This window comes from Halosimplex amylolyticum, assembly GCF_051414035.1.
Classification (GTDB): Archaea; Halobacteriota; Halobacteria; order Halobacteriales; family Haloarculaceae; genus Halosimplex; species Halosimplex amylolyticum.
In genome coordinates this window covers 1,517,193-1,537,019 of record NZ_JBLKNW010000001.1, presented here as the reverse complement: position 1 = coordinate 1,537,019, position 19,827 = coordinate 1,517,193, and the positions used below count along the sequence as shown (strand labels likewise).

Annotated in this window: 14 protein-coding genes; 8 read left to right on the top strand and 6 right to left on the bottom strand. The window is 66.7% G+C overall.

The features are described 5' to 3' along the window. The first annotated feature begins 56 nt into the window (after positions 1-56). Both uxaC and gfo6 read left to right on the top strand, forming a co-directional pair. Positions 57-1,421, top strand: a complete 1,365-nt coding sequence (uxaC, locus tag ACMGFE_RS07290; RefSeq protein WP_436924417.1) for a glucuronate isomerase — start codon at positions 57-59, stop codon at positions 1,419-1,421. 79 nt (positions 1,422-1,500) lie between these two features. Next, complete coding sequence (gfo6, locus tag ACMGFE_RS07285) at positions 1,501-2,568, top strand: D-xylose 1-dehydrogenase Gfo6 (protein ID WP_436924416.1); 1,068 nt, start codon at positions 1,501-1,503, stop codon at positions 2,566-2,568. A 39-nt stretch (positions 2,569-2,607) separates the two neighbouring features. On the opposite strand, the gene ACMGFE_RS07280 is transcribed toward gfo6, so the two are convergent. Beyond that, positions 2,608-3,585 (bottom strand): endo-1,4-beta-xylanase, encoded by a 978-nt coding sequence (locus ACMGFE_RS07280; RefSeq protein WP_436924415.1) that lies wholly within the window; start codon positions 3,583-3,585, stop codon positions 2,608-2,610. 93 nt (positions 3,586-3,678) lie between these two features. On the opposite strand from ACMGFE_RS07280, the gene ACMGFE_RS07275 reads away from it, so the two are divergent. Beyond that, positions 3,679-6,153, top strand: a complete 2,475-nt coding sequence (locus ACMGFE_RS07275; protein ID WP_436924413.1) for a glycoside hydrolase family 31 protein — start codon at positions 3,679-3,681, stop codon at positions 6,151-6,153. 65 nt (positions 6,154-6,218) lie between these two features. On the opposite strand, the gene ACMGFE_RS07270 is transcribed toward ACMGFE_RS07275, so the two are convergent. Beyond that, positions 6,219-8,360: an ABC transporter substrate-binding protein gene (locus ACMGFE_RS07270; protein WP_436924412.1), complete on the bottom strand. Its 2,142-nt coding sequence runs from the start codon at positions 8,358-8,360 to the stop codon at positions 6,219-6,221. A gap of 151 nt (positions 8,361-8,511) precedes the next feature. Here ACMGFE_RS07270 and ACMGFE_RS07265 point away from each other — a divergent pair, with 151 nt between their 5' ends. Next, positions 8,512-9,261: a ThuA domain-containing protein gene (locus ACMGFE_RS07265; protein WP_436924410.1), complete on the top strand. Its 750-nt coding sequence runs from the start codon at positions 8,512-8,514 to the stop codon at positions 9,259-9,261. 41 nt (positions 9,262-9,302) lie between these two features. Here the strand turns inward: ACMGFE_RS07265 and ACMGFE_RS07260 are convergent, their stop codons facing one another. Continuing rightward, positions 9,303-9,554, bottom strand: coding sequence for a DUF8074 family membrane protein (locus tag ACMGFE_RS07260; RefSeq protein ID WP_436924408.1), 252 nt, complete (start codon positions 9,552-9,554; stop codon positions 9,303-9,305). A gap of 144 nt (positions 9,555-9,698) precedes the next feature. On the opposite strand from ACMGFE_RS07260, the gene ACMGFE_RS07255 reads away from it, so the two are divergent. Continuing rightward, positions 9,699-11,408, top strand: coding sequence for a glycoside hydrolase family 2 protein (locus ACMGFE_RS07255; RefSeq protein ID WP_436924407.1), 1,710 nt, complete (start codon positions 9,699-9,701; stop codon positions 11,406-11,408). A 636-nt stretch (positions 11,409-12,044) separates the two neighbouring features. On the opposite strand, the gene ACMGFE_RS07250 is transcribed toward ACMGFE_RS07255, so the two are convergent. The 3 genes from ACMGFE_RS07250 to ACMGFE_RS07240 form a co-directional block, all read right to left on the bottom strand. Then, positions 12,045-13,121 carry a Gfo/Idh/MocA family protein gene (locus ACMGFE_RS07250; protein ID WP_436924406.1) on the bottom strand — a complete coding sequence of 359 codons (1,077 nt, stop codon included), beginning with the start codon at positions 13,119-13,121 and terminating at the stop codon, positions 12,045-12,047. Positions 13,122-13,217: 96 nt separating this feature from the next. Beyond that, entirely contained in the window at positions 13,218-14,372 is a 1,155-nt protein-coding gene (locus tag ACMGFE_RS07245) for a Gfo/Idh/MocA family protein (RefSeq protein ID WP_436924405.1), read from the bottom strand. Positions 14,373-14,375: 3 nt separating this feature from the next. Beyond that, positions 14,376-15,341, bottom strand: coding sequence for a sugar phosphate isomerase/epimerase family protein (locus ACMGFE_RS07240; RefSeq protein ID WP_436924404.1), 966 nt, complete (start codon positions 15,339-15,341; stop codon positions 14,376-14,378). A 160-nt stretch (positions 15,342-15,501) separates the two neighbouring features. On the opposite strand from ACMGFE_RS07240, the gene ACMGFE_RS07235 reads away from it, so the two are divergent. The 3 genes from ACMGFE_RS07235 to ACMGFE_RS07225 all read left to right on the top strand — a co-directional run bounded on the left by ACMGFE_RS07235 (position 15,502) and on the right by ACMGFE_RS07225 (position 19,783). Beyond that, positions 15,502-16,365 (top strand): fumarylacetoacetate hydrolase family protein, encoded by an 864-nt coding sequence (locus ACMGFE_RS07235; RefSeq protein WP_436924403.1) that lies wholly within the window; start codon positions 15,502-15,504, stop codon positions 16,363-16,365. 93 nt (positions 16,366-16,458) lie between these two features. Then, positions 16,459-17,223, top strand: a complete 765-nt coding sequence (locus tag ACMGFE_RS07230) for an IclR family transcriptional regulator (protein WP_436924402.1) — start codon at positions 16,459-16,461, stop codon at positions 17,221-17,223. Positions 17,224-17,812: 589 nt separating this feature from the next. Further along, the gene (locus ACMGFE_RS07225) at positions 17,813-19,783 is read left to right on the top strand and encodes a DEAD/DEAH box helicase (protein WP_436924401.1); all 1,971 of its coding nucleotides are present in this window, start codon (positions 17,813-17,815) and stop codon (positions 19,781-19,783) included. Positions 19,784-19,827: the final 44 nt, after the last annotated feature.

Sequence of the window (19,827 nt, the reverse complement as noted above, 5' to 3'; positions counted from 1 at the left end):
CGCCACGTCGTCACCGGACACGTACTTTTATTTCCGAATCGGCGGTACGTCTGCGTATGAGCTTCCTCGACGACGACTACCTGCTCGAAACCGAGGCCGCAAAGACACTCTACGACGCCATCGCTGACCGACCGATCCTCGACCCGCACAACCACGCCGACATCGTCGAGATCGTGGAGAACGAGGGCTGGGCGGACATCTGGGAGGTACAGGGCGCGACCGATCACTACGTCTGGTCGATGATGCGAAAGCGCGGCGTCGACGAGGAACTGATCACCGGCGACGCGAGCAACCGCGAGAAGTGGACCGCCTTCGCGGAGGTCGTCCCCGAGATAGCCGGCAATCCCGTCTACGAGTGGCTCCACCTCGACCTGAAGCGCCGCTTTGGTATCGACGAGTCCGTCTCCGCCGAGACGGCCGACGAGATCTGGGAGGCGACGCGGGAACAGCTCGCCGGCGACGACATGCGGCCGCAGGAACTCCTCCGCGAGATGAACGTCGAGGTGCTGGCGACGACCGACAACCCGACTTCGCAGTTGGAGTATCACGAGCGCGCGGTGGACGAGGTCGAGGGCGTCGACGTCCGGCCCACCTGGCGCGCCGACCCCGCCGTCAACGTCCAGAAGGCTGGATTCGTGGACTTCGCCGACGACCTCGCGGAGGCGACCGAGTTCGACACCGGCGACTTCGACGGGTTCACCTCGGCACTCGCGGCGACCCACGACTACTTCGACGAGCGCGGCTGCGCCGCGAGCGACCTCGGGATCCTCGAACCCGTCTCGCGACCAGTCAGCGAAGAGCGCGCGGCGGAGATCTACGACGAGCGCCGCACCGGCGAGTCGCTCACCGACCGGGAGATCGGGGACTTCCAGGCGTACCTGCTGGAGTTCATCGGCGAGTTGAACGTCGAGAAGGGGTGGGTCACGCAGCTCCACATCGGCGCGCTCCGGGACTACCGCGCGGAACTGTACGACGAACTCGGGGCGGCAGCCGGCGGCGACGTGTCGATAGGCGACCTGAACGTCGCCGAGGGGCTGGACTACTACGTCGACCGCTTCGACGGCGAGGGCGAGATCATCCTCTACTGCGTCGACCCGGGGCACTACCCGACGCTCACCACGATCGCGCGGGCGTACCCGAACGTCAGCGTGGGGCCGGCCTGGTGGTTCAACGACAGCCCGTTCGGGATGGACCACCAGCTCGACTACGTGGGCTCGGTCGACCTGCTGGCCAACCACACGGGGATGGTCAGCGACTCGCGGAAGCTCCTCTCGTTCGACTCCCGCTTCGAGATGTTCCGCCGGACGCTCGCCAACGTCGTCGGGAAGAAAGTCGAACGCGGCCAGATGCCCCTCGACGTGGCCGAGGACCTCGTCGACCACGTCGCCTACGAGCGACCGAAAGAACTGTACGGGTTCTGAAGTGCCACGACGGGATATGCGCCGTCACTGAGCTTCCGGGACCGTTCCCCTTTTTGCCGGTGGCGGGATTGGTCGTCGTATGGATCTGCAAGTGCCGTCTGCGTTCGACGAGCGAGACTGGGAGCGGCCGGTGGACGGCGGACCGGTTCGGTTCGCCGTCGTCGGCCTCGGGTGGTTCGGCCCGGACGTGGCGATCCCCGCCATCGCCGAGTCGGACTACTGCGAGACGACGACCGTCGTCAGCGGGGACCGCGAGAAGGCCGAACGCGTCGCGGAGGAGAAGGGCGTCGAGCACGCACTGACCTACGACGACTTCGCGGCGGGCGACGCGGCCGACGCCTACGACGCCGTCTACGTCGTCACGCCCAACGCCTTGCATCTGCCGCACGTCGAGACGGCCGCCGACCTCGGCAAGGACGTGCTCTGCGAGAAACCGCTGGAGGCGACCGCCGACCGCGCTCGACAGTGCGTCGAGGTCTGCGACGAGGCGGGCGTCCAGTTGATGACCGCCTACCGGATGCAGACGACGCGTTCGGTCCGGTGGGTCCGCGACGTCGTGCAGGACGGGGCCATCGGCGACCCGGTGCAGGTGCGCGGCGCGTTCGGCTACAACCTGGTCGCCGCGGGCGAGGACCTGGACCAGTGGCGCCTCGATCCCGACCTCGCGGGAGGCGGTCCGCTGATGGACCTGGGCGTCTACCCGCTCAACACCGCGCGGTTCGTCCTCGACGCGGACCCGTCCGCCGTTCACGCCTCCACGGTGGAGGGGCCGCCCGAGTTCGACGGCCTGGAGAACTACTGTGCGTTCACCCTGGAGTTCCCCGACGGCCCCGTCGCCTCCTGCGACACCGGCTACGAAGTCGCCGGCACCAACTACTTCGAGGTCGCCGGGACGCACGGCCGGATCCGGATCGACCGGTCGTTCGACGTGGACGCCGACCGCCGGATCACCGTCGAACTGGAGGGGGAGGAGACGGTCGTCGATGCTGACGAGCCATCCGAGATCGTCGAGGAGTTCGACTACTTCGCGACCGGCGTCCTGACGGACGTGAAGATCGGCCCCGACGGCGAACACGGCCACTTCGACCTGCGCGTCACGGAGGCCATCTACGAGTCGGCCGAGACGGGTCGGCGCGTCGACCTGTAGAAGCGGGAGGAGAGGAACTTCGCGTCAGTTCTCCGACGATCAGTACGTTTCGAGCGTCTCCTTGATCGCGTGGTAGGCGGGCTTGGGGTCGTTACCGGCGTCGAACAACAGCGGGTCGTCGGTCAGCGAGTCGAACCAGCTGGAGACCCACGAATCGGAGTCGCGGACGCCCCAGACGACGAGCGTGTCGACGCCTTCGTCGAGGCAGACCTCCGTGATCGCCCGGTAGTACTCGGCCTGTTTCTCCCAGCGCGCCTCTCTGTCGCCGGGGTCGTCTTCGGGGGTGTACGCCACGTCCATCTCCGTGATCTGGACGTCGAGACCGAGGCCTCTGAACCGGCGGACGTTCTCGGCGACGGACGCGGGGTCGGGCTTGCCGTGGAGCGCGTGTAACTGGAGGCCGACGCCGTCGATCGGGACCCCGCGGTCGAGCAGGCGGGAGACCAGGTCGTAGATGGCGTCGGACTTCTCGTTGATGCCGTCGGCCCCGTAGTCGTTGTAGTACAGGTCCGTCTCGGGCGCCACCTCGTCGGCCCACTCGAAGGCCTTGTCGAGGTACTGTTCGCCTAACGCGTTGTACCAGAGATTGTCCCGCATCGCCCCGTCGTCCGCGATGGCCTCGTTCACGACGTCCCAGGCGTCGACCTTGCTTCGGTAGCGCCCGGCGGTCGTGTGGACGTGGTCGCGCAGGAAGTCTTCGAGCTGGCCGTCCGTGTAGTCCCACTCCTGGAACCACTCGGGGGTCTGGTTGTGCCACGCGAGCGTGTGCGCGCGAACGGTCTGGTCGTGTTCCCGGGCGTAGTCCACTACCGCGTCGGCGTCGCGGAAGTCGTAGGTGTGTCGGGAGGGGCGGAGCGGCCCCATCTTCAGCGCGTTCTCGGCGGTGACGTAGTTGAACTCGTTGCGGAGGATCTTCTTGTAGGAAGCGTCGGTCCGGAGCGGCTCGGCCGCGACGGCGGCACCGATCTCGAAGTCCCGTTCTGCAGCTACGTCTCGCAGTCGGCGGTCGTCTGCCATACCCCAACAGGCGAATCCGTCCCGGAAAAAGATACCGGGGGATCGACGGACGCGACAGGAAACGTAAAGATGGACCCGGAAATGAGTGAATCCATGCACGTCGACACCCTGGGAGGGTACGAAGACGGCCCGCTGTTCGATGTGGGGGGTAGTCGCATGAAACTGCAGGTCCTGGACGACGCAATCGTCCGCCTCGTCTACACGGCCGGCGAGACGATCCCGGACCCCGAGAGTCCGATGGTCGTCGAACAGGAACCGGTCGGGAACTGGGACCTCGCCGAGCGCGACGGAGAGTACGAACTCACGACAGCCGAACTGAGCGTTCTCGTCGACCGCGAGACCGCGGCGATCACCTGGCGCGACGCCGACGGCCGGCGCCTCGTGAGCGAACCTGACGACGGCGGCAAGTCCGTCGTTCGCGTCTCGCCCGAGGATCTGACGGTCGGCGACAGCGAGGTAGCGACGCCCCGCGAGTCGCTCGACCGCGAGGCGTACTCGACGCGGCTGGACCTGGAGTTCGCCGACGACGAGGCGATCCTCGGTCTCGGCCAGCACGACGACGGCGTCGCCAACTACCGCGGCGAGGAGCAGACCCTCTACCAGGGGAACACGAAGGTCGCGATGCCGGCGTTCCTCTCGACGCGCGGGTACGGCATGCTCTGGAACACGGGGTCGCTGACCTCGTTCCACGACGACCAGCACGGTTCGTTCGTCTGGACGGAGTGCGACGACGCCCTCGACGTGTTCTTCGTCGCTGGCGAACCCGACGCGGTTATTTCGGGCTTCCGCCAGTTGACCGGCGAGTCGACGATGCTCCCGAAGTGGTCATACGGCTACGTGCAGTCCAAAGAGCGCTACAAGACGGCCGAGGAACTGGTCGAGGTCGTCGACGAGTACCGCGAGCGCGATATCCCGATCGACTGCATCGTCCAGGACTGGCAGTACTGGCCCGATACCGAGGACCACCACCCGAATTTCGAGGAGTGGGACGGTCCCGAAGGCGACTGGGGCCAGTGGGGCCAGAAGTCGTTCCACCCCGAGCGATTCCCGGACCCCTCGGCGACGATGGACGACCTCCACGAGCGGAACGTCCGCCTGATGATCTCCATCTGGCCGAACATGCTCGCCGGCGAGAACTACGACGAGATGAGCGAGGCCGGTCACGTCCTCGACGACGAGGACGTGCCGGCGCCGGGGAACGAGCAGCGCTACTATAACGCCTTCTCCGAGGAGGCCCGGGACATCTACTGGAACCAGGCGAAGGAAGGGCTATTCGACCACGGCGTCGACGCGTGGTGGTGTGACTCCACCGAGCCGTACGACCCCACGTGGACGCTGCCGACGGCCCCCGAACCGCACCGACTGGCCCAGCACACGACGGACGCGTTCAAACACGTCCTCGACCCCGGATACCTCAACACCTACTCGCTCCACCAGGCGAAGGGGATGTACGAGGGCCAGCGCGAGGCGACCGACGACAAGCGCGTCATCAACCTCACCCGCTCGGGCTACCCGGGCCAGCAGCGCTACGGCGCGATCACGTGGTCGGGCGACATCGAGGCGACGTGGGAACGTTACCGCACGCAGATCGCCGACGGCCTGCAGTTCACGGCCGCGGGCAACCCCAAGTGGACGCTCGACATCGGCGCGTTCTTCGCCGGCAACGCCGACTACTCGTGGATCATCGACGGCGACTTCGACGAGGGCAACGAGGACGCCGGCTACCGCGAACTGTACGTCCGCTGGTTCCAGTACGGCGCGTTCCTGCCGCTGTTCCGCTCGCACGGGACCCACACCGCCCGGGAGATGTGGCGCTTCGGCGAACCCGGCGAGCGCACCTACGATACGCTCGTGACGTTCGACCGCCTGCGCTACCGGCTGCTCCCCTACATCTACTCGCTGGCCGGCTGGGAGACCCACCGCGACTACACGATGTACCGCCACCTCGCGCTGGAGTTCCCGGACGACGAGGCGGCCCACGAGGTCGGCGACCAGTTCATGTTCGGCCCGGCGTTCATGGTCTGTCCGGTCACCGAGCCGATGTACTACGGCCCCGACTCCGAACCGCTCGACGAACGGGCCGAGGCCCGCGAGGTGTACCTCCCCGGGGGCGTCGACTGGTACGACTTCTGGACGGGCGAGCGCTACGATGGCGGCCAGACGATCCTCGCCGACGCGCCCCTGGAGAAAGTCCCGCTGTTCGTCAAGGCCGGCAGCGTCGTGCCGATGGGGCCGGTCGTCCAGCACACCGGCGAGCGCCCCGACGCCGACTGGGAACTGCGCGTCTACCCCGGTCGCGACGGCGAGTTCGACGTCTACGAGGACGCCGGCGACGGCTACGACTACGAGGACGGCGCGTTCGCGTTCACACCGATCCGCTGGGAGGACGCGGCGAGCGAACTGACGATCGGCGACCGCGACGGGTCGTTCCCGAAACTCGTCGAGGAGCGCGATTTCGAAATCGTGGTCGTCGGCGAAAACTGCGGCGTCGGCGTGGAGACCGGCGTATCGAATGAGGAGACGGTCACCTACGACGGCTCGGAGACGACCGTCGGCGTCGACCGCTGAGCGGCGCGACCGGCCCCGCGGTCGTCCGCGACCGCTGGACGGCTGATCCGCTCCCGAGTCCGCCGTCACTCGGGCGACTGGAAGTCGGTGTCGTAGCTGGCCTGCGCCAGGCCGGTCATCACCGTCCCGACCGGGATGCTGACGTTGCGGGCGTAATCGAGCGCTCGCTCGTCCGGTCCCGGCCAGTCGAAGTCCCGAACGTTGCCCCACGCCCCGGAGATGGATTGGGCGAACACGAAGTCTGGGAGGTAGAAGTTGTAGTACTGGGCGCAGGTGCGATAGAGCTCGTCGATCGCTTCTTCGGACTTGCCCGGCTCGCGGATCGCGTCGACGACTTCGAGCATGTCGACCTCGCGGCCGTTCTCCAAGTCGGGGGCGATCCCGGCCTCGTCGGGCGCGTCGATGGAACCGACTTCCTCGGGGAGTTCGACGACGACGGGCTTGTTCTGCGTGTCCCGCTCGTCGTCCTCGGTGAGGCGGAAGACGCTGCCGGCTGAGGGGCTGCCGCCCAGCAGCGCCTCGCCCCACCACGCGCCGCGGTCGTTGTACTTGCCGAAGACGGTCGCCGTGTCCGACCAGAAGATCGACGTGTCGAAGTTGAGGCCGTCGCCCTCCGGGTTGAGGTTGTTCGACCACGTCGAGAACCCCTGCGAGGAGAAGTTGACGCCGAAGCCCCACTGCGAGAGGTTCGCCTTGATCGACTGGGCCGCCTCGATGTAGCTCGAATCGCTCGAGGGCGCGATGAGGTCGATGGATGCCGCGTTGCCGTCGGGGTCGACCCACTGACCGCCCTGCCGCGAGTAGCCCGCGTTCTGCATGTACTGGGTCGCGTTTTCGAGGTTCTGGGCGCGCGAGTAGGTGTGGAGTCGGTCCAGAAAGTCCGAGGAGAAGGTGCTCTCGGACTCGGCGTCCATCAGGAAGGTGTCGTAGGTGGTGGTTCGGCCGGTCTGCTGGCCCCAGCCGTTGGCGACGACCGCGTTCCAGTCGACCGCTTCGACGAGCGCGCGGCGGACCCACAGCCGCTGGAGGTGAGGGTTGTGCCAGTTCATCAGCCACTGGGTCCCGAGCGTGGCGTTGAGCCACCGGGTCAGCTCCTGCACGTGGTCGGGCAGGGTCTCGCGGTTGTAGTCCGCCGACGGCGCGACGATGCCGCCGTTGAGGTCGATGTCGCCGTTCGACGCGAGCGTCTGGCGGCGCGAGGACTCCGCCCAGAGCAACTCCAGTTTCTCGACGTTCGTGTGGCCGGCGTTGGGGTGCTCGTCGTCGAGGCGGAGCGTCGCGGATTCCGATCCGATGTCGTCCACGGATTCGAGGACGTACATGCCCGACCCCCACCCCTCCTCGCTGACCCGCTGGAGCGAGACGCGGTCGCTCGTCAGGTCGTCGCTGATCGACCCGACCTCGTCCGAGGAGCCTGCGTCCTGGAACCGTTCGAGGTACGGTTCCGTGTAGTCGGGATGCAGCGGCGGGTTGAACAGCAGCCCCTTGGCCTGGGCTTCGAGAACCGGCTTCGCGACCGGATTCTCGTCCTGTTCGGGTACTTCGCCCCTGTCGAACCAGCCGTGGCGGGTCCACTGGTCCTCGGCTTCCTCGTTGAACGTCTCCCCCTCGGTGAACTTGTTGCCGTTGAAGAACCAGGCGACGTGGTTGTGGGTGACCAGCGTCGGCGCGTCGTACGGGTCGCCGTTCCAGAACGACGCCCTGTCGTCGAGGTGGTGGCGCCAGTCGTAGGGCTCTTCGACGGTCCACTCCTCGATCCACGTCATCAGTTCGACCTCGTCGTGGTCGGGCTTGTGCGGCGTCGGAACTGTCGTCCCGCTGTATGCGTTCTCCGGGGTGTGAACGTTGGTGAGCCCGTTGAGTTCCGACATCCAGTTGTCGCCGGAGGTGTTGTCCTGGGGCGTCCACGGGTTCCAGTCGAACACGTCCGGCGAGTTGGTGACCGCGATCCGGATCGTGTCCCGCACCGGTTGCCGGTCTGTCCCCGTTTCGCCGGTCGGTTCGTCGGTCGGCGTTCCCCCGTCTCCCTCGCCCGGGGTGTCGGTTGGGCCAGCGTCGTCATCGCCCACGCCGTCTCCCCCTGCCGTCGCGGTGTTGTCGCCGCCACTCGGACAGCCAGCCAGCGCGGCCGTTCCCATTCCGGCCAGTATCTGCGCGTACTGGCGGCGTGATATCCTCTCGTCGTTACTGGTGTCAACGTCCCCCATATCCTTCCTGACCGAAGGATTGTATAATAAATTTTCGAAAATAAATTGACATTCAGTGGCGCCCGGGGAATACGTTCGGACAGGCCGAACCCACGCGTCCAGTTTTGCCGCTTGCCGAACTAGCAAGTCGGCCGGTTGCGTGGATACGACCATGGCCGACACGCGCGTCACGGTCTGGAACGAGTTCGTGCACGAGCAAGAGAACGACACCGTCGCAGAAATCTACCCCGACGGCATCCACGGCGCGATCGCGGACGCGCTGTCCGAGCGCGGGTTCGACACCGAGACGGCGACGCTGCAGGAATCCGAACACGGGCTCACGGAAGACGTCCTCGACGAGACGGACGTCCTGACGTGGTGGGGGCACGCCGCGCACGACGAGGTCGAAGACGAGGTCGTCGAGCGCGTCAAAGAACACGTCCTCGACGGGATGGGACTGCTCGTCCTTCACTCGGCGCACTTCTCGAAGATCTTCAAATCGCTGATGGGGACGTCGTGCGCGCTCAAGTGGCGCGAGGCCGCCGAGCGCGAGCGACTGTGGGTCGTCGAGCCGAGCCACCCCATCGCCGAGGGCATCGACGACTGCATCGAACTCGAGGAGGCGGAGATGTACGGCGAGCGCTTCGACGTCCCCCAGCCCGAGACGCTGGTGTTCAACTCCTGGTTCGAGGGCGGCGAGGTGTTCCGATCGGGCTGTACCTATCGCCGCGGCGACGGGCGAGTCTTCTACTTCCGACCCGGCCACGAGACCTACCCCGTCTACCACGACGAGGAGATCCAGCGGGTCCTCGCGAACGCCGTCGAGTGGGCCGCGCCGAGCGACGACCGCGCGACCTACAGCCAGGGGAACGCCGAACCCCGCGAGGACATCGACACCACCGACGAACGCTCCGTACACTGATCGGCCGCGGGAGCGCCGGAGAACTGGCTGTCGACCGGCCGTTACTCTTCGACTGTCGGCGGCGTCAACGCGTCGTCGTCTTCGTTCGCTTCCTCGTCGTCCTCGTCGTCGTCCGCGTACTGCGGTGCGATCTGCCACTTGAAGTAGGCCGTCCAGCCGATGGACGTGGCCCCGAAGAGCGCGACGACGAAGAGGTTGATGTCCGGATTCCCGGGCGTCGAGAGCCAGAGCGCGCTGACCATCACCCCGAAGGTGTAGACGAGCACCGCGCCGTCCGTGGACGTGATTTCCATGTCTCCCAGTTCGCCCGCGGAGGCATAGAACTGGCGCTCGCCGTCTGTTCCCGCAGGTCGGCGGGACGCTCGCCCGGGAGCGTCAACCAGCGGTCGGCGTCCGTGTGGTAACGTTTAACTCCTGGCAGCGAGCCCAGGCCACGTATGCACCGGACGTTCGATACGACCACGGAACGGCGACAACGGTCGCTCGACGGGCCGTGGGAGTTCCTGACAGATCCCGAGGGCGAGGGCGTCGAAGCCGGCTATCACGAGGCGTTCCCGAGCGAGGAGGCCGACCGGATCGCGGTCCCGAGTTCCTGGGGCGCGCGGACCGAGTACGCCGACTACGTCGGGCCCGCGTGGTACCGCCGCACGTTCGAGCTTCTCGAACCGGGGTCGGTCCTCCTCACGTTCCACGCCGTGGGCCGCGAAGCGACCGTCTACCTCGACGGCGAGGAACTGACGAGCCACGTAGGGGGATACACACCGTTCACCGGGCTGGCGCGGGACCTCGACGCCGGGACGCACGAGCTGGTCGTCCGCGCGGACAACACCCACACGGAGACGACCGTCCCGCACGACGACGTCGACTGGTTCCCCCACGGCGGGATATACCGCGAGGTCGTTCTAGAGACCGTCCCGGACGTCTTCGTCCGGGACCTCGCACTGGAGTACGAACTAACGGGAGACGCGGCGACAGTCGAGGCGGAGGTCACGCTCAACAACCTCGGCCCCCGACCGGCCGAACCGGAACTCGCCGTGTCGGTCGGCGAGGAGACGGTCGCCGAGCCCGTCACCGTCGACGGGATGGACGCGCAGACGACGACGCTCACCCTCGAACTCGACGACGTGGAGCGCTGGACGCTGGAAGACCCGACGCTGTACGACGTCGAAGCCAGACTCGGGGGGGCCCAGAGCGACGAACGCGCGGGCGAGGCGTTCGCCGACGACCTCCGCGACCGGATCGGCTTCCGCGAGATCGCGGTCGACGGGCGCGACATCCTGCTCAACGGCGAGTCGGTATCGCTCGCTGGCGTCAACCGTCACGAGGATCACCCGGACTGGGGCGCGGCCCAGCCGCTGCGAATCCAGCAGCAGGATCTGGACATCATCGAGCGGGCCGGTTGTAACGCAGTCCGCTGCTCGCACTACCCCAATCACCCGCGCTTTCTGGACCTCTGCGACGAAGCCGGCGTCCTCGTCATCGAGGAGATCCCGCTCTGGCAGGTCGACGAGTCGGCGATGGGAGGGTGCCGGGAACGGGCCCAGCGGACTCTCGTCGAGATGGTCGAACGGGACCGCCACCACCCGTCGATCGTCGCCTGGAGCCTCTCGAACGAGTGTTTCAACGAGCAGCCGACCGTCGCCGACGCCACGGGCCAGCTCCGGGAGATCGTCGACGGAGTAGACGGGTCACGGCTGGTCACTGCCGCGTCGAACACCGACTGGGAGGGCAGTACCGACCGCGTCTTCCAGTACTGCGACTTCCTCTGCGTGAACGCCTACTGGGGCTGGTACCGCGACGACAGCGACTGGGCGGCACACCTCGACCGCGTCGAGGACTCGTACGGCGAGAAACCGATCGTCGTCTCGGAGTTCGGTGCGGGCGCCGTCCCCGGCGACCGGACCCACGCGGCCCGGAAGTGGTCCGAGACGTACCAGGCCGATCTGCTCGAAACGTGCATCGAACTGTTCCGGGAGCGCGACAGCGTCGCCGGCTTCACCGTCTGGCAGTTCTGTGACACGCTCGCGAACCCCGGTGACGCCATGTCCCGACCGCGGTCGCGGAACAACAAGGGGATCGTGACCGAGTACCGACGGCCGAAAGACGCCTACTGGACCCTCGTCGACCTGCTCGACGGGCCGCGGTGACCAGACCCGCCCGCTCCGACCCCGTCTGCCGACCGTTCCGTCCCGGTCCCGACCGCCGCTTCTCCCGCCGTGAGCGCCTTCGCGCTCGTCGGTCTCCAGCCGTCCCGAGTGAGCCGCGTCGATATGTCTGCTAGCAAACGGTCGCTGTAGAAATAGAGAACTGGATTCTGTTTCTCGCCGCGTCGAACGGACGGTCCCTGGCGCTATTACAGACGTACGCCTGTAATCGACAGCGTTCCGAACGGTTTCTCGTGCGTGAATGTCTCCCAGGTATCCGGGGAGAACACCGGGAAATCACGGGACGATGGACCGGTTGTCGGAGCGACGCCGATCGCGGTCGCATCGTCGTAAGCAGGAGTTACCGGGTCCATCTACGGGACCGGCTCGCGGATCGACGTCTCCGCAGGGAAGCAAGTCGTTCTGTGTCGTCGAACCCTCGTCGACGTATAGGGAACGGATAATCGTAGAAGAGAACGCCTGTGAGAATGGTGCCATGTAGGTTCGTCTCAGTGGGACGATCTACCTGACTGGTGGAACCACTGGTCGGGCGCATCGCCACTACGTTCGAGACGTTCGATCGGTGGTTCGACCCCGACCTGCCCCGACCGGGACCGCTTCCGCGACCGACGGCTCCGATCAGGGGTCGCCGGATTCGGGCGTGAGTTCGCCCGATTCGACCATCGACTCCAGCGGATTGTCGTCGATATCGAGCGGGAAGTCGACCCGGCCGCGGCGGCGGGCGGACTCCCAGGCGCCGAAGATCAGTTCGGTGCCGACGAGGGCGTTTCGAGCGGACAGCTCCGAGGGATCGCCGGTCGCTACGCCGGCCACCACGTCGGCGATCGCGCGGCGGATGCAGTCGTCCCCGTGGACGCCCTCGCCACAGGCGATAGACTCCCAGCCCTCGCCGTCGCGGCGGATGCGCAGGGGTTCGGACGCCGAGACGCCGCCGGGGCCGACCTCGATGACGCCCTCGCTGCCGATCAGTCGGTTGTGACAGGCGACGGTCTCCGCGCCCACGCCCGTCGTCGCCAGCCCGGTCACGCCGTTCTCGTATCGCCACTGGACGACGGCGTGGTTCTCGTTGTGCGCGCCGAACAGGACGTCTTCCTCCCGGTAGTCGACGTTCGCGAGCACCCACTCCGCCTCGGTCTCGTCGTTGTAGTACGAACAGAGGTCGAAGGAGTGGCTGCCGTAGTCGTAGACGTTGGGGGCGGAGAACTCGACGCGTTCGAGGTCGCCGATCTCCCCGGCGTCGAGCAGCTCCTTCGCTCGGCGGAAGGGCTCGCCGAAGCGGCGCTGGTGGTTGAACGTGAGCTGGACGTCGTGGCGGTCGGCTTCCTCGGCCATCGCGCGGGCCTCGCCCCACGTGCGCGACATGGGCTTCTCGCAGTGGACGCCCGCGACGACGCCGCTCCTGATGCAGCCGATCGAGATGTCCGCGTGGATAGCCGGCGGGACTGTCACGCTGACGACGTCCGGTTCGACCGACTCGAGCATCACTTCGTAGTCCTCGAAGACGCCGTCGTCGCCGATCCCGTACTCGTCGGCGAACGCCCGGGCGTTCTCCGGGACGATGTCAGCGACCGCGACCAGATCGACTCCGTCGACCTCCTCGTAGGCGTCGGCGTGGCGATACCCCATCGCGTACCCGTCGCCGCTCGGGTTGTCAGGATCCGGTCCGGCACCGACGACTGCAGCTGTCAGCGTCATGGGTTATCGAGTCACAGAACCGCGAAAAAGGTGCCGCCGCGAGCGAATCCTGCCGGGTTCGCCCTCGAATCCGGCGTCGACCGGTCTCGGGTGGGCTCAGACCGCGACCCACTCGCCGGAGGCGTCGGACTCCTCGATAGCGCTGAGTAGCTCCTGCACGCGGTAGCCGTCCTCGAACGACGGCGAGTGGTCCTCGCCGGCGACCGCCGCGGAGAGGAACTCGTAGTTCTCGTGGACGAACGTGTGTTCCCAGCCGATGACGTGGCCCACGGGCCACCAGTGCTCCATGTACGGGTCGTCGGCTTCCGTCACGTTGATCGTCTGGAACCCGCGGTCGTCTTCGAGCAGGAGTTCGAGTTCGTTCAGCCGTTCGAGCGAGAACTTCAGGCTGCCCTTCGAGCCGTTGATCTCGATGGAGTGGTCGTTCTTGCAGCCCGTGGCGAAACGCGAGGCCTCGTAGGTCGCGACAGCACCGTTCTCGAACTCGGCCTGCGCCGTGTAGGCGTCGTCGACGGTGACCTCGCGGGTCTCCGTCGGGTCGCCGCCCTCGCCCTGGAGCGAGCCGTCGTCGCCGCCGGGGACGGGCCGCTCGTCGACGAACGTCTGCAACTGGCCGGAGAGGCGGGAAATGTCGCCCGCCCGGTCACCGACGAGGAAGCGGGTCAGGTCGATCGTGTGCGCGCCCAGGTCACCGAGCGCGCCCGAGCCAGCTAGCTCCTTCGAGTTGCGCCAGCTCCACGGCGCCTCGGGGTCGACCAGCCAGTCCTGGAGGTACTGTCCGCGAACGTGGTGGATCTCGCCGAGTTCGCCCGCGTCGATCAGGTTCTTGGCGTACTGGATCGCCGGGATGAATCGGTAGTTGAACGCGATTCCGGCGGTCGCCGCCGAGTCGCGGGCGGCGTCGCGCATCCGCTCGGCGTCCTCCAGCGTGTGCGCGAGCGGCTTCTCGCAGAAGACGTGCGTGTCGGCTTCCAGCGCGGCGATCGACGGGTCGGCGTGGACGTTGTTCGGCCCGAGGTTGTAGAACACGTCGACCTCCTCGACGACGTCCTCCCAGTCGGTCGCGTACCTGTTGAAACCGAGTCGCTCGGCGGCCTCAGCCAGCGCCTCCTCGTCGCGGCCGACGATGACCTCGCGCTCGACTTCGGGTGCTTCGGGGAAGAACATCGGCAGGCGCGCGAGCGCGTTGGCGTGCGCCTTGCCCATGAACCGGTAGCCGAGGACGCCGACGGAGAGTGGTTCCTCGCTCATCGTTCAGGCCCAGTAGGCGTCGCCGGGGGTCGTTTCGAAGACGGAGCGCTGGAGCACGTCGATGGCTTTCTCCAGGCCCTCGTTGGGCGAGGTCAGCGAGTCCTCGTGCTCGATGGACAGGGCGCCGTCGTAGTCGATCATCCGCAACGTCGACACCACGTCCTTCCAGAACTCCTCGCCGTGGCCGTAACCGATCGAGCGGAAGAGCCACGAGCGGTCGGGTTCTTCGGTGTACGGGTCGGTGTCGAGAACGCCCTTCACGCGGCTGTTGGCCTCGTAGACTTTGGTGTCCTTGGCGTGGAAGTGGTGGATCGCGTCCTCCTCGCCGAGGAAGCGGATGGCCTCGGTGATGTCGATGCCCTGCCAGAACAGGTGCGACGGGTCGAAGTTCGCCCCGATGTACTCGTTCGTGCGTTCGCGGAGTTCGAGCATGCCGGTCGGCTCGTACACCAGCATGTTCGGGTGCATCTCGATGGCGACCTTCACGTCGTGGTCGGCCGCGTGTTCGGCCAGGTCGGACCAGTACTCCTCGGCGACCTCCCACTGGTACTCGTGGGCCTCGTGGTGCTCGTTGGGCCACGGCGCGGTGATCCAGTTTGGCGTCTCGTCGTTCGGCCCGCCCGCGGGGAGCCCCGAGAAGCAGGTCACGGCGTCGACGCCGAGCTGGTCAGCCAGCGTGATAGCCTCCCGGAGTTCGGTGTCGGCGCGCTCGGCCCGCTCGTCGTCGGGGTGGAGCGGGTTGTTGTGCGTCGCGAGCGCGGACGCGTAAAGACCGTGCTCGTCGAGCAACTCTTGCAGTTCCGCCTGTGCCTCGTCGTCGTCGAGGTACTCCTCGCGCGGGAGGTGGTCGTCTCCGACGAACCCGCCACACCCAAGTTCGACAGCGTCGACGCCCTGCTCGGAGAGGTACGCGAACGCGTCGTCGATCGATTCGCCGCCGAGTGCCACGGTGAGCACACCTACGTCCATATGCGTTCACCTCTCACGAACGTTCAAAAACTCTTGCGGTGCCGGTACCCCTCGCCGCGGACACCGCGAGAGCGGGCGACCGCGACCGTTCACCGGGTCGCCGTTCGCGGATCACGCCCGGCACACTTAAATACTGCCTGTCCAACACACTGTACAGAGTATGAGATACTTCCGAGTGACGCGGGGGACCGACCAGCGGCTGGTAGCGTCCGACGGTGACACCGCCTACGACCTGACGAGCGCGTCTGGCGGCCCCGCGACAGTTGCGGAGTTGCTCGCGAGCGCCGACGACTCGCGCCAGGGGCTCGACGAGAGCGCCCAGGCGTACCTCGACGACGCCGAGGAACTCGAGATCGACGAGGACGACGTCCTCGTGCCCGTCGAACCCCCGGAGGTGTGGGCCTCGGGCGTCACCTACCAGATCAGCGAGGAAGCGCGCCAGGAAGAGAGCGACAAACCCGACGTTTACATCGACGTCTACGAGAGCGAACGCCCCGAGATCTTCTTCAAGGCGACGCCGAGCCGGACCGTCGGCCCCGACGACGCGGTCGGTATCCGCGCCGACTCCGACTGGGACACGCCGGAACCGGAACTCGGTATCGTCCTCTTCGAGGGCGACATCGTCGGCTTCACGATCGGGAACGACATGAGCAGCCGCTCCATCGAGGGCGAGAACCCGCTCTATCTCCCCCAGGCCAAAGTCTACGACCGCTGCTGTTCGCTCGGCCCCTGCGTCGTCTCGCTCTCTGAAGTCGACGACCCCCACGACCTCGAGATGACGATGCAGATTCACCGCGACGGCGAGGTCGTCTACGACGGGACCACGAACACGAGCGAGATGGTCCGCACGTGCGAGGAACTGAGTTCGTATCTCACACGTCACAACGTCGTCCCCGACCTGACCGTTCTGTTGACCGGAACGGCGCTCGTCCCAGAGGGCGATTTCACGCTCCGCGAGGGCGACGAGGTCGAGATCGACATCGAGGGGATCGGGACGCTCACCAACCCGGTTACGACCGTCTGACGCCGCCAGGGATTTTCTCGAAGTCGAGTGAACGTCTGAACGACCGTTTGCGATTGCAGAACGATTAAGACAGCGGGGTGTCTCTCGCTCGCTATGGCGCAGTCCGCGCGAAACACGGTAAAGTCGGTCGAACGCACCTTCCGGATCATCGGCGGTCTCCAGGAGCTCGGCGGGGCGGGAGTGACTGAGCTGTCGACGCACCTCGACCTCCCGAAGAGCACCGTCCACAACTACCTGAGCACGCTCGAACAGGAGGCCTACGTCGTCAAGGCGGACGACCAGTACCGCATCGGCCTGCGGTTCCTCGAACACGGCGCGTACGCTCGCAACCAGTCGCAGATCTTCGAGATCGCCCGTCCGGAACTCGACAGACTCGCCGACGAGACCGGGGAACTCTGTAACCTCCTCGTCGAGGAGCACGGCAAGGGGACGTACCTCTACCGGACCCGCGGCGAGAACGCGGTCCGCGTGAAAGAGCACGTCGGCAACCGCGTCTGCCTGCACAGCACGGCCCTCGGCAAGGCCATCCTCGCGCACCTCTCCGAGGAGCGGGTCGAGGAGATCATCGACCGCCACGGGCTGCCCGGGACCACCGAGCGGACCGTCACCGACCGCGACGAACTGTTCGAGACGCTCGCGGAGATCCGCGAACGCGGCGTCGCGTTCGACGACGAGGAACGCCTGTCCGGGCTGCGTTGCGTCGCCGCCCCGGTCCTCAGCAACGACGACCGGGTCCTCGGCGCGATCAGCGTCTCCGGTCCCTCCCACCGCTTCGAGAACGAGCGCTTCCGCGAGGAGCTCCCCAAGCGCGTCCTCGAAACCGCGAACGTCCTCGAACTGAACGTCACGTACTCGTAGCGGCCCCGCACGCGCCGTCGACGTCCACCCACCGACTCGCTCCGAGCGGCGTACCGACCGGACTGTGCCACCGGCCCGCCCGACGGTTCCGCTCGGCCCATTTCGAGACGCTGTTCCCAGCGCTCGGTAGACCGGATCGATGCGTCCCCAAGTCGAATCCGAGTGAGCGTCAATAGAATAGTCAAGGATAGAATAGGTTTTGGAACACAACAGAACTATTATAAATTCGGCGAAATCGAGCTATCGACTTCGGGAATGAACGTGAAACTCTAAAAATTCGTTCTGTAGGCCATCTTAGCCAGTTTCAGGCAGTTGTTTTCACAATTTCCGTGTCACCGACGGTGGCGATCTCGATTGACGACTCCATCTAGAGTGGAACCTGGTCTTCGGAATATCGCGCAGTAACGTCTCTGTAGTGGCGAGATATCGTCATCGAGTCCCTCAGCGGTTGGATAACCATTGGTGGGAATGCGACAGGGTCTTCAGATATTATCAAATTCAAAGTTATTACGAATTACCGACTATAAGTAGGTTCGATGGTCGGACTGCGCGCTCTCGAGCCGCGACCGCCCGGGCAGACGAAAGCACCTTGTCGCGTGGCGGCCAACGGGCGGGTGTGACAGACGACCAGGACGACGCGTCGCTCGATCGGTTCCACGAGGCGATCGAACGGGCGGGTCGTCCAGTCCTGACGACCGACGAGATCGCGCGTCGACTGGACGAATCGAGGGACGAAACCGAGTCGTGGCTCACGGCCCTCGAACGCGACGGCGGCGTCGTGAGCCGGGACGTCTCCCAGGATCCCACGGTGTGGTACCCCGCCGAGTGGACCGAGTACGCCGACCGCGAGCGGTTCGTCGTCTTCCCGAACCGCCGGCAGATCGTCGTCGACAGACCGGCGCAGTTCACCCGCGCGCAGCTCTCGCAGTTCGCCCGCCTGGTCGATACGAACGGCGACCGCGGGTACGTCTACGAGATCGCGGATTCGGACATCTGGCAGGCGCCGTACGACCACGTCGAGGAACTGCTCGGGACCGTCCGCGACGTGCTGCCCCAGCGCTATCCCGACCTCGAAGAGTGGATCGGCGAGCAGTGGAAGCGCGCCCACCAGTTCACCCTCAAGACCCACGAGGACGGCTACGTCGTCCTCGAAGCGGCGACGGAGAACCTGATGGGCAACGTCGCCCGGCAGAAACTCGACGACAGCCATCTCCGGGCGCCCATCTCCGACACCGAGAGCTGGGTCGCCGAGGAGGCCACCGCGGAGGTCAAGCGCGTCCTCTACGAGGCGGGCTATCCCGTCCAGGACGAGCGCGACCTCGAATCCGGCGACCCGCTGGATCTCTCGCTCACCCTGGATCTCCGGGACTACCAGCACGACTGGGTGAGCCGGTTCATGGAGACCAAATCGGGCGTGCTCGTCGGCCCGCCGGGGAGCGGGAAGACCGTCGCTGCGATGGGCATCCTGGAGCGCGTCGGCGGCGAGACGCTCGTCCTGGTGCCGAGCCGCGAACTCGTCCGCCAGTGGCGCGACGAGATCCTCGCCCACACGACCCTCGACGAGTCCCAGGTCGGCGAGTACCACGGCGGCACGAAGGACATCCGGCCGGTCACTATCGCGACGTACCAGACCGCGGGGATGGACCGCCACCGGCACCTGTTCGACTCCCGGGAGTGGGGTCTCATCGTCTACGACGAGGTCCAGCACGTCCCCAGCGACGTCTACCGGCGGAGCGCGAACCTGCAGACGCGCCATCGTCTCGGCCTCTCGGCCTCGCCCGTTCGCGAGGACGACCTCCAGGAGGAGATATTCACGCTCATCGGTCCCCCCATCGGGACCGACTGGGACTCGCTGTTCGACGATGGGTTCGTCGCCGAACCGCGCGTCGAGATCCGCTACGTACCCTGGACCGACGACGACAGCCGCAACGAGTACGTCGGCGCCGACGGTCACGAGCGCCGCCAGATAGCCGCGTCGAACCCCGCGAAGATCGAGGAGACCCGACGGATCCTGTCGCGCCACCCCGAGCAGAAGGCGCTGGTCTTCGTGGACTACCTCGACCAGGGTCGGGACCTCTCGACCGCGCTGGACGTGCCGTTCGTCAGCGGCGACACGCCCCACCACGAGCGCGAGCGGCTGTTCCAGCAGTTCCGCGACGGGTCGCTCCGGACGCTCGTGGTCTCCCGCGTCGGCGACGAGGGGATCGACCTCCCCGACGCCTCCCTCGCGGTGGTCGCGTCCGGGCTGGGCGGGTCGCGCCGGCAGGGGACTCAACGCGCCGGCCGGACGATGCGACCCGCCGGGCGCGCGCTCATGTACGTGCTCGCGACGCAGGGCGCTCGCGAGGAGGAGTTCGCACGCCGGCAGATGCGATATCTCGCCGGAAAGGGCGTCCAGGTCCAGGAGCGGACGGTCGACGAATCGGAGGCGGACGACGGATCGGGCGACGAGGACGAACCAGGAGACGGCAGCGTGAGCGACGAAGCGGACGGTGGAGACCGGGCGGACGAGCGAAGCAGAGACGGCGACCGCTCCGGAGAGGACGGGCCCGCGGTCTGAGCCACTCCGCGACGACCGAACGTGTTCGGCGCCACGGGTTCACC

What these genes read in the sequence shown, in the direction of transcription:
- uxaC (WP_436924417.1), top strand. Translation starts at nt 57, where the DNA reads ATGAGCTTCCTCGACGACGACTACCTGCTCGAAACCGAGGCCGCAAAG.
- ACMGFE_RS07275 (WP_436924413.1), top strand. Translation starts at nt 3,679, where the DNA reads ATGCACGTCGACACCCTGGGAGGGTACGAAGACGGCCCGCTGTTCGAT.
- ACMGFE_RS07280 (WP_436924415.1), bottom strand. Translation starts at nt 3,585, where the DNA reads ATGGCAGACGACCGCCGACTGCGAGACGTAGCTGCAGAACGGGACTTC.
- ACMGFE_RS07245 (WP_436924405.1), bottom strand. Translation starts at nt 14,372, where the DNA reads ATGAGCGAGGAACCACTCTCCGTCGGCGTCCTCGGCTACCGGTTCATG.
- ACMGFE_RS07255 (WP_436924407.1), top strand. Translation starts at nt 9,699, where the DNA reads ATGCACCGGACGTTCGATACGACCACGGAACGGCGACAACGGTCGCTC.
- ACMGFE_RS07270 (WP_436924412.1), bottom strand. Translation starts at nt 8,360, where the DNA reads ATGGGGGACGTTGACACCAGTAACGACGAGAGGATATCACGCCGCCAG.
- ACMGFE_RS07260 (WP_436924408.1), bottom strand. Translation starts at nt 9,554, where the DNA reads ATGGAAATCACGTCCACGGACGGCGCGGTGCTCGTCTACACCTTCGGG.
- ACMGFE_RS07240 (WP_436924404.1), bottom strand. Translation starts at nt 15,341, where the DNA reads ATGGACGTAGGTGTGCTCACCGTGGCACTCGGCGGCGAATCGATCGAC.
- ACMGFE_RS07235 (WP_436924403.1), top strand. Translation starts at nt 15,502, where the DNA reads ATGAGATACTTCCGAGTGACGCGGGGGACCGACCAGCGGCTGGTAGCG.
- ACMGFE_RS07250 (WP_436924406.1), bottom strand. Translation starts at nt 13,121, where the DNA reads ATGACGCTGACAGCTGCAGTCGTCGGTGCCGGACCGGATCCTGACAAC.
- gfo6 (WP_436924416.1), top strand. Translation starts at nt 1,501, where the DNA reads ATGGATCTGCAAGTGCCGTCTGCGTTCGACGAGCGAGACTGGGAGCGG.
- ACMGFE_RS07230 (WP_436924402.1), top strand. Translation starts at nt 16,459, where the DNA reads ATGGCGCAGTCCGCGCGAAACACGGTAAAGTCGGTCGAACGCACCTTC.
- ACMGFE_RS07265 (WP_436924410.1), top strand. Translation starts at nt 8,512, where the DNA reads ATGGCCGACACGCGCGTCACGGTCTGGAACGAGTTCGTGCACGAGCAA.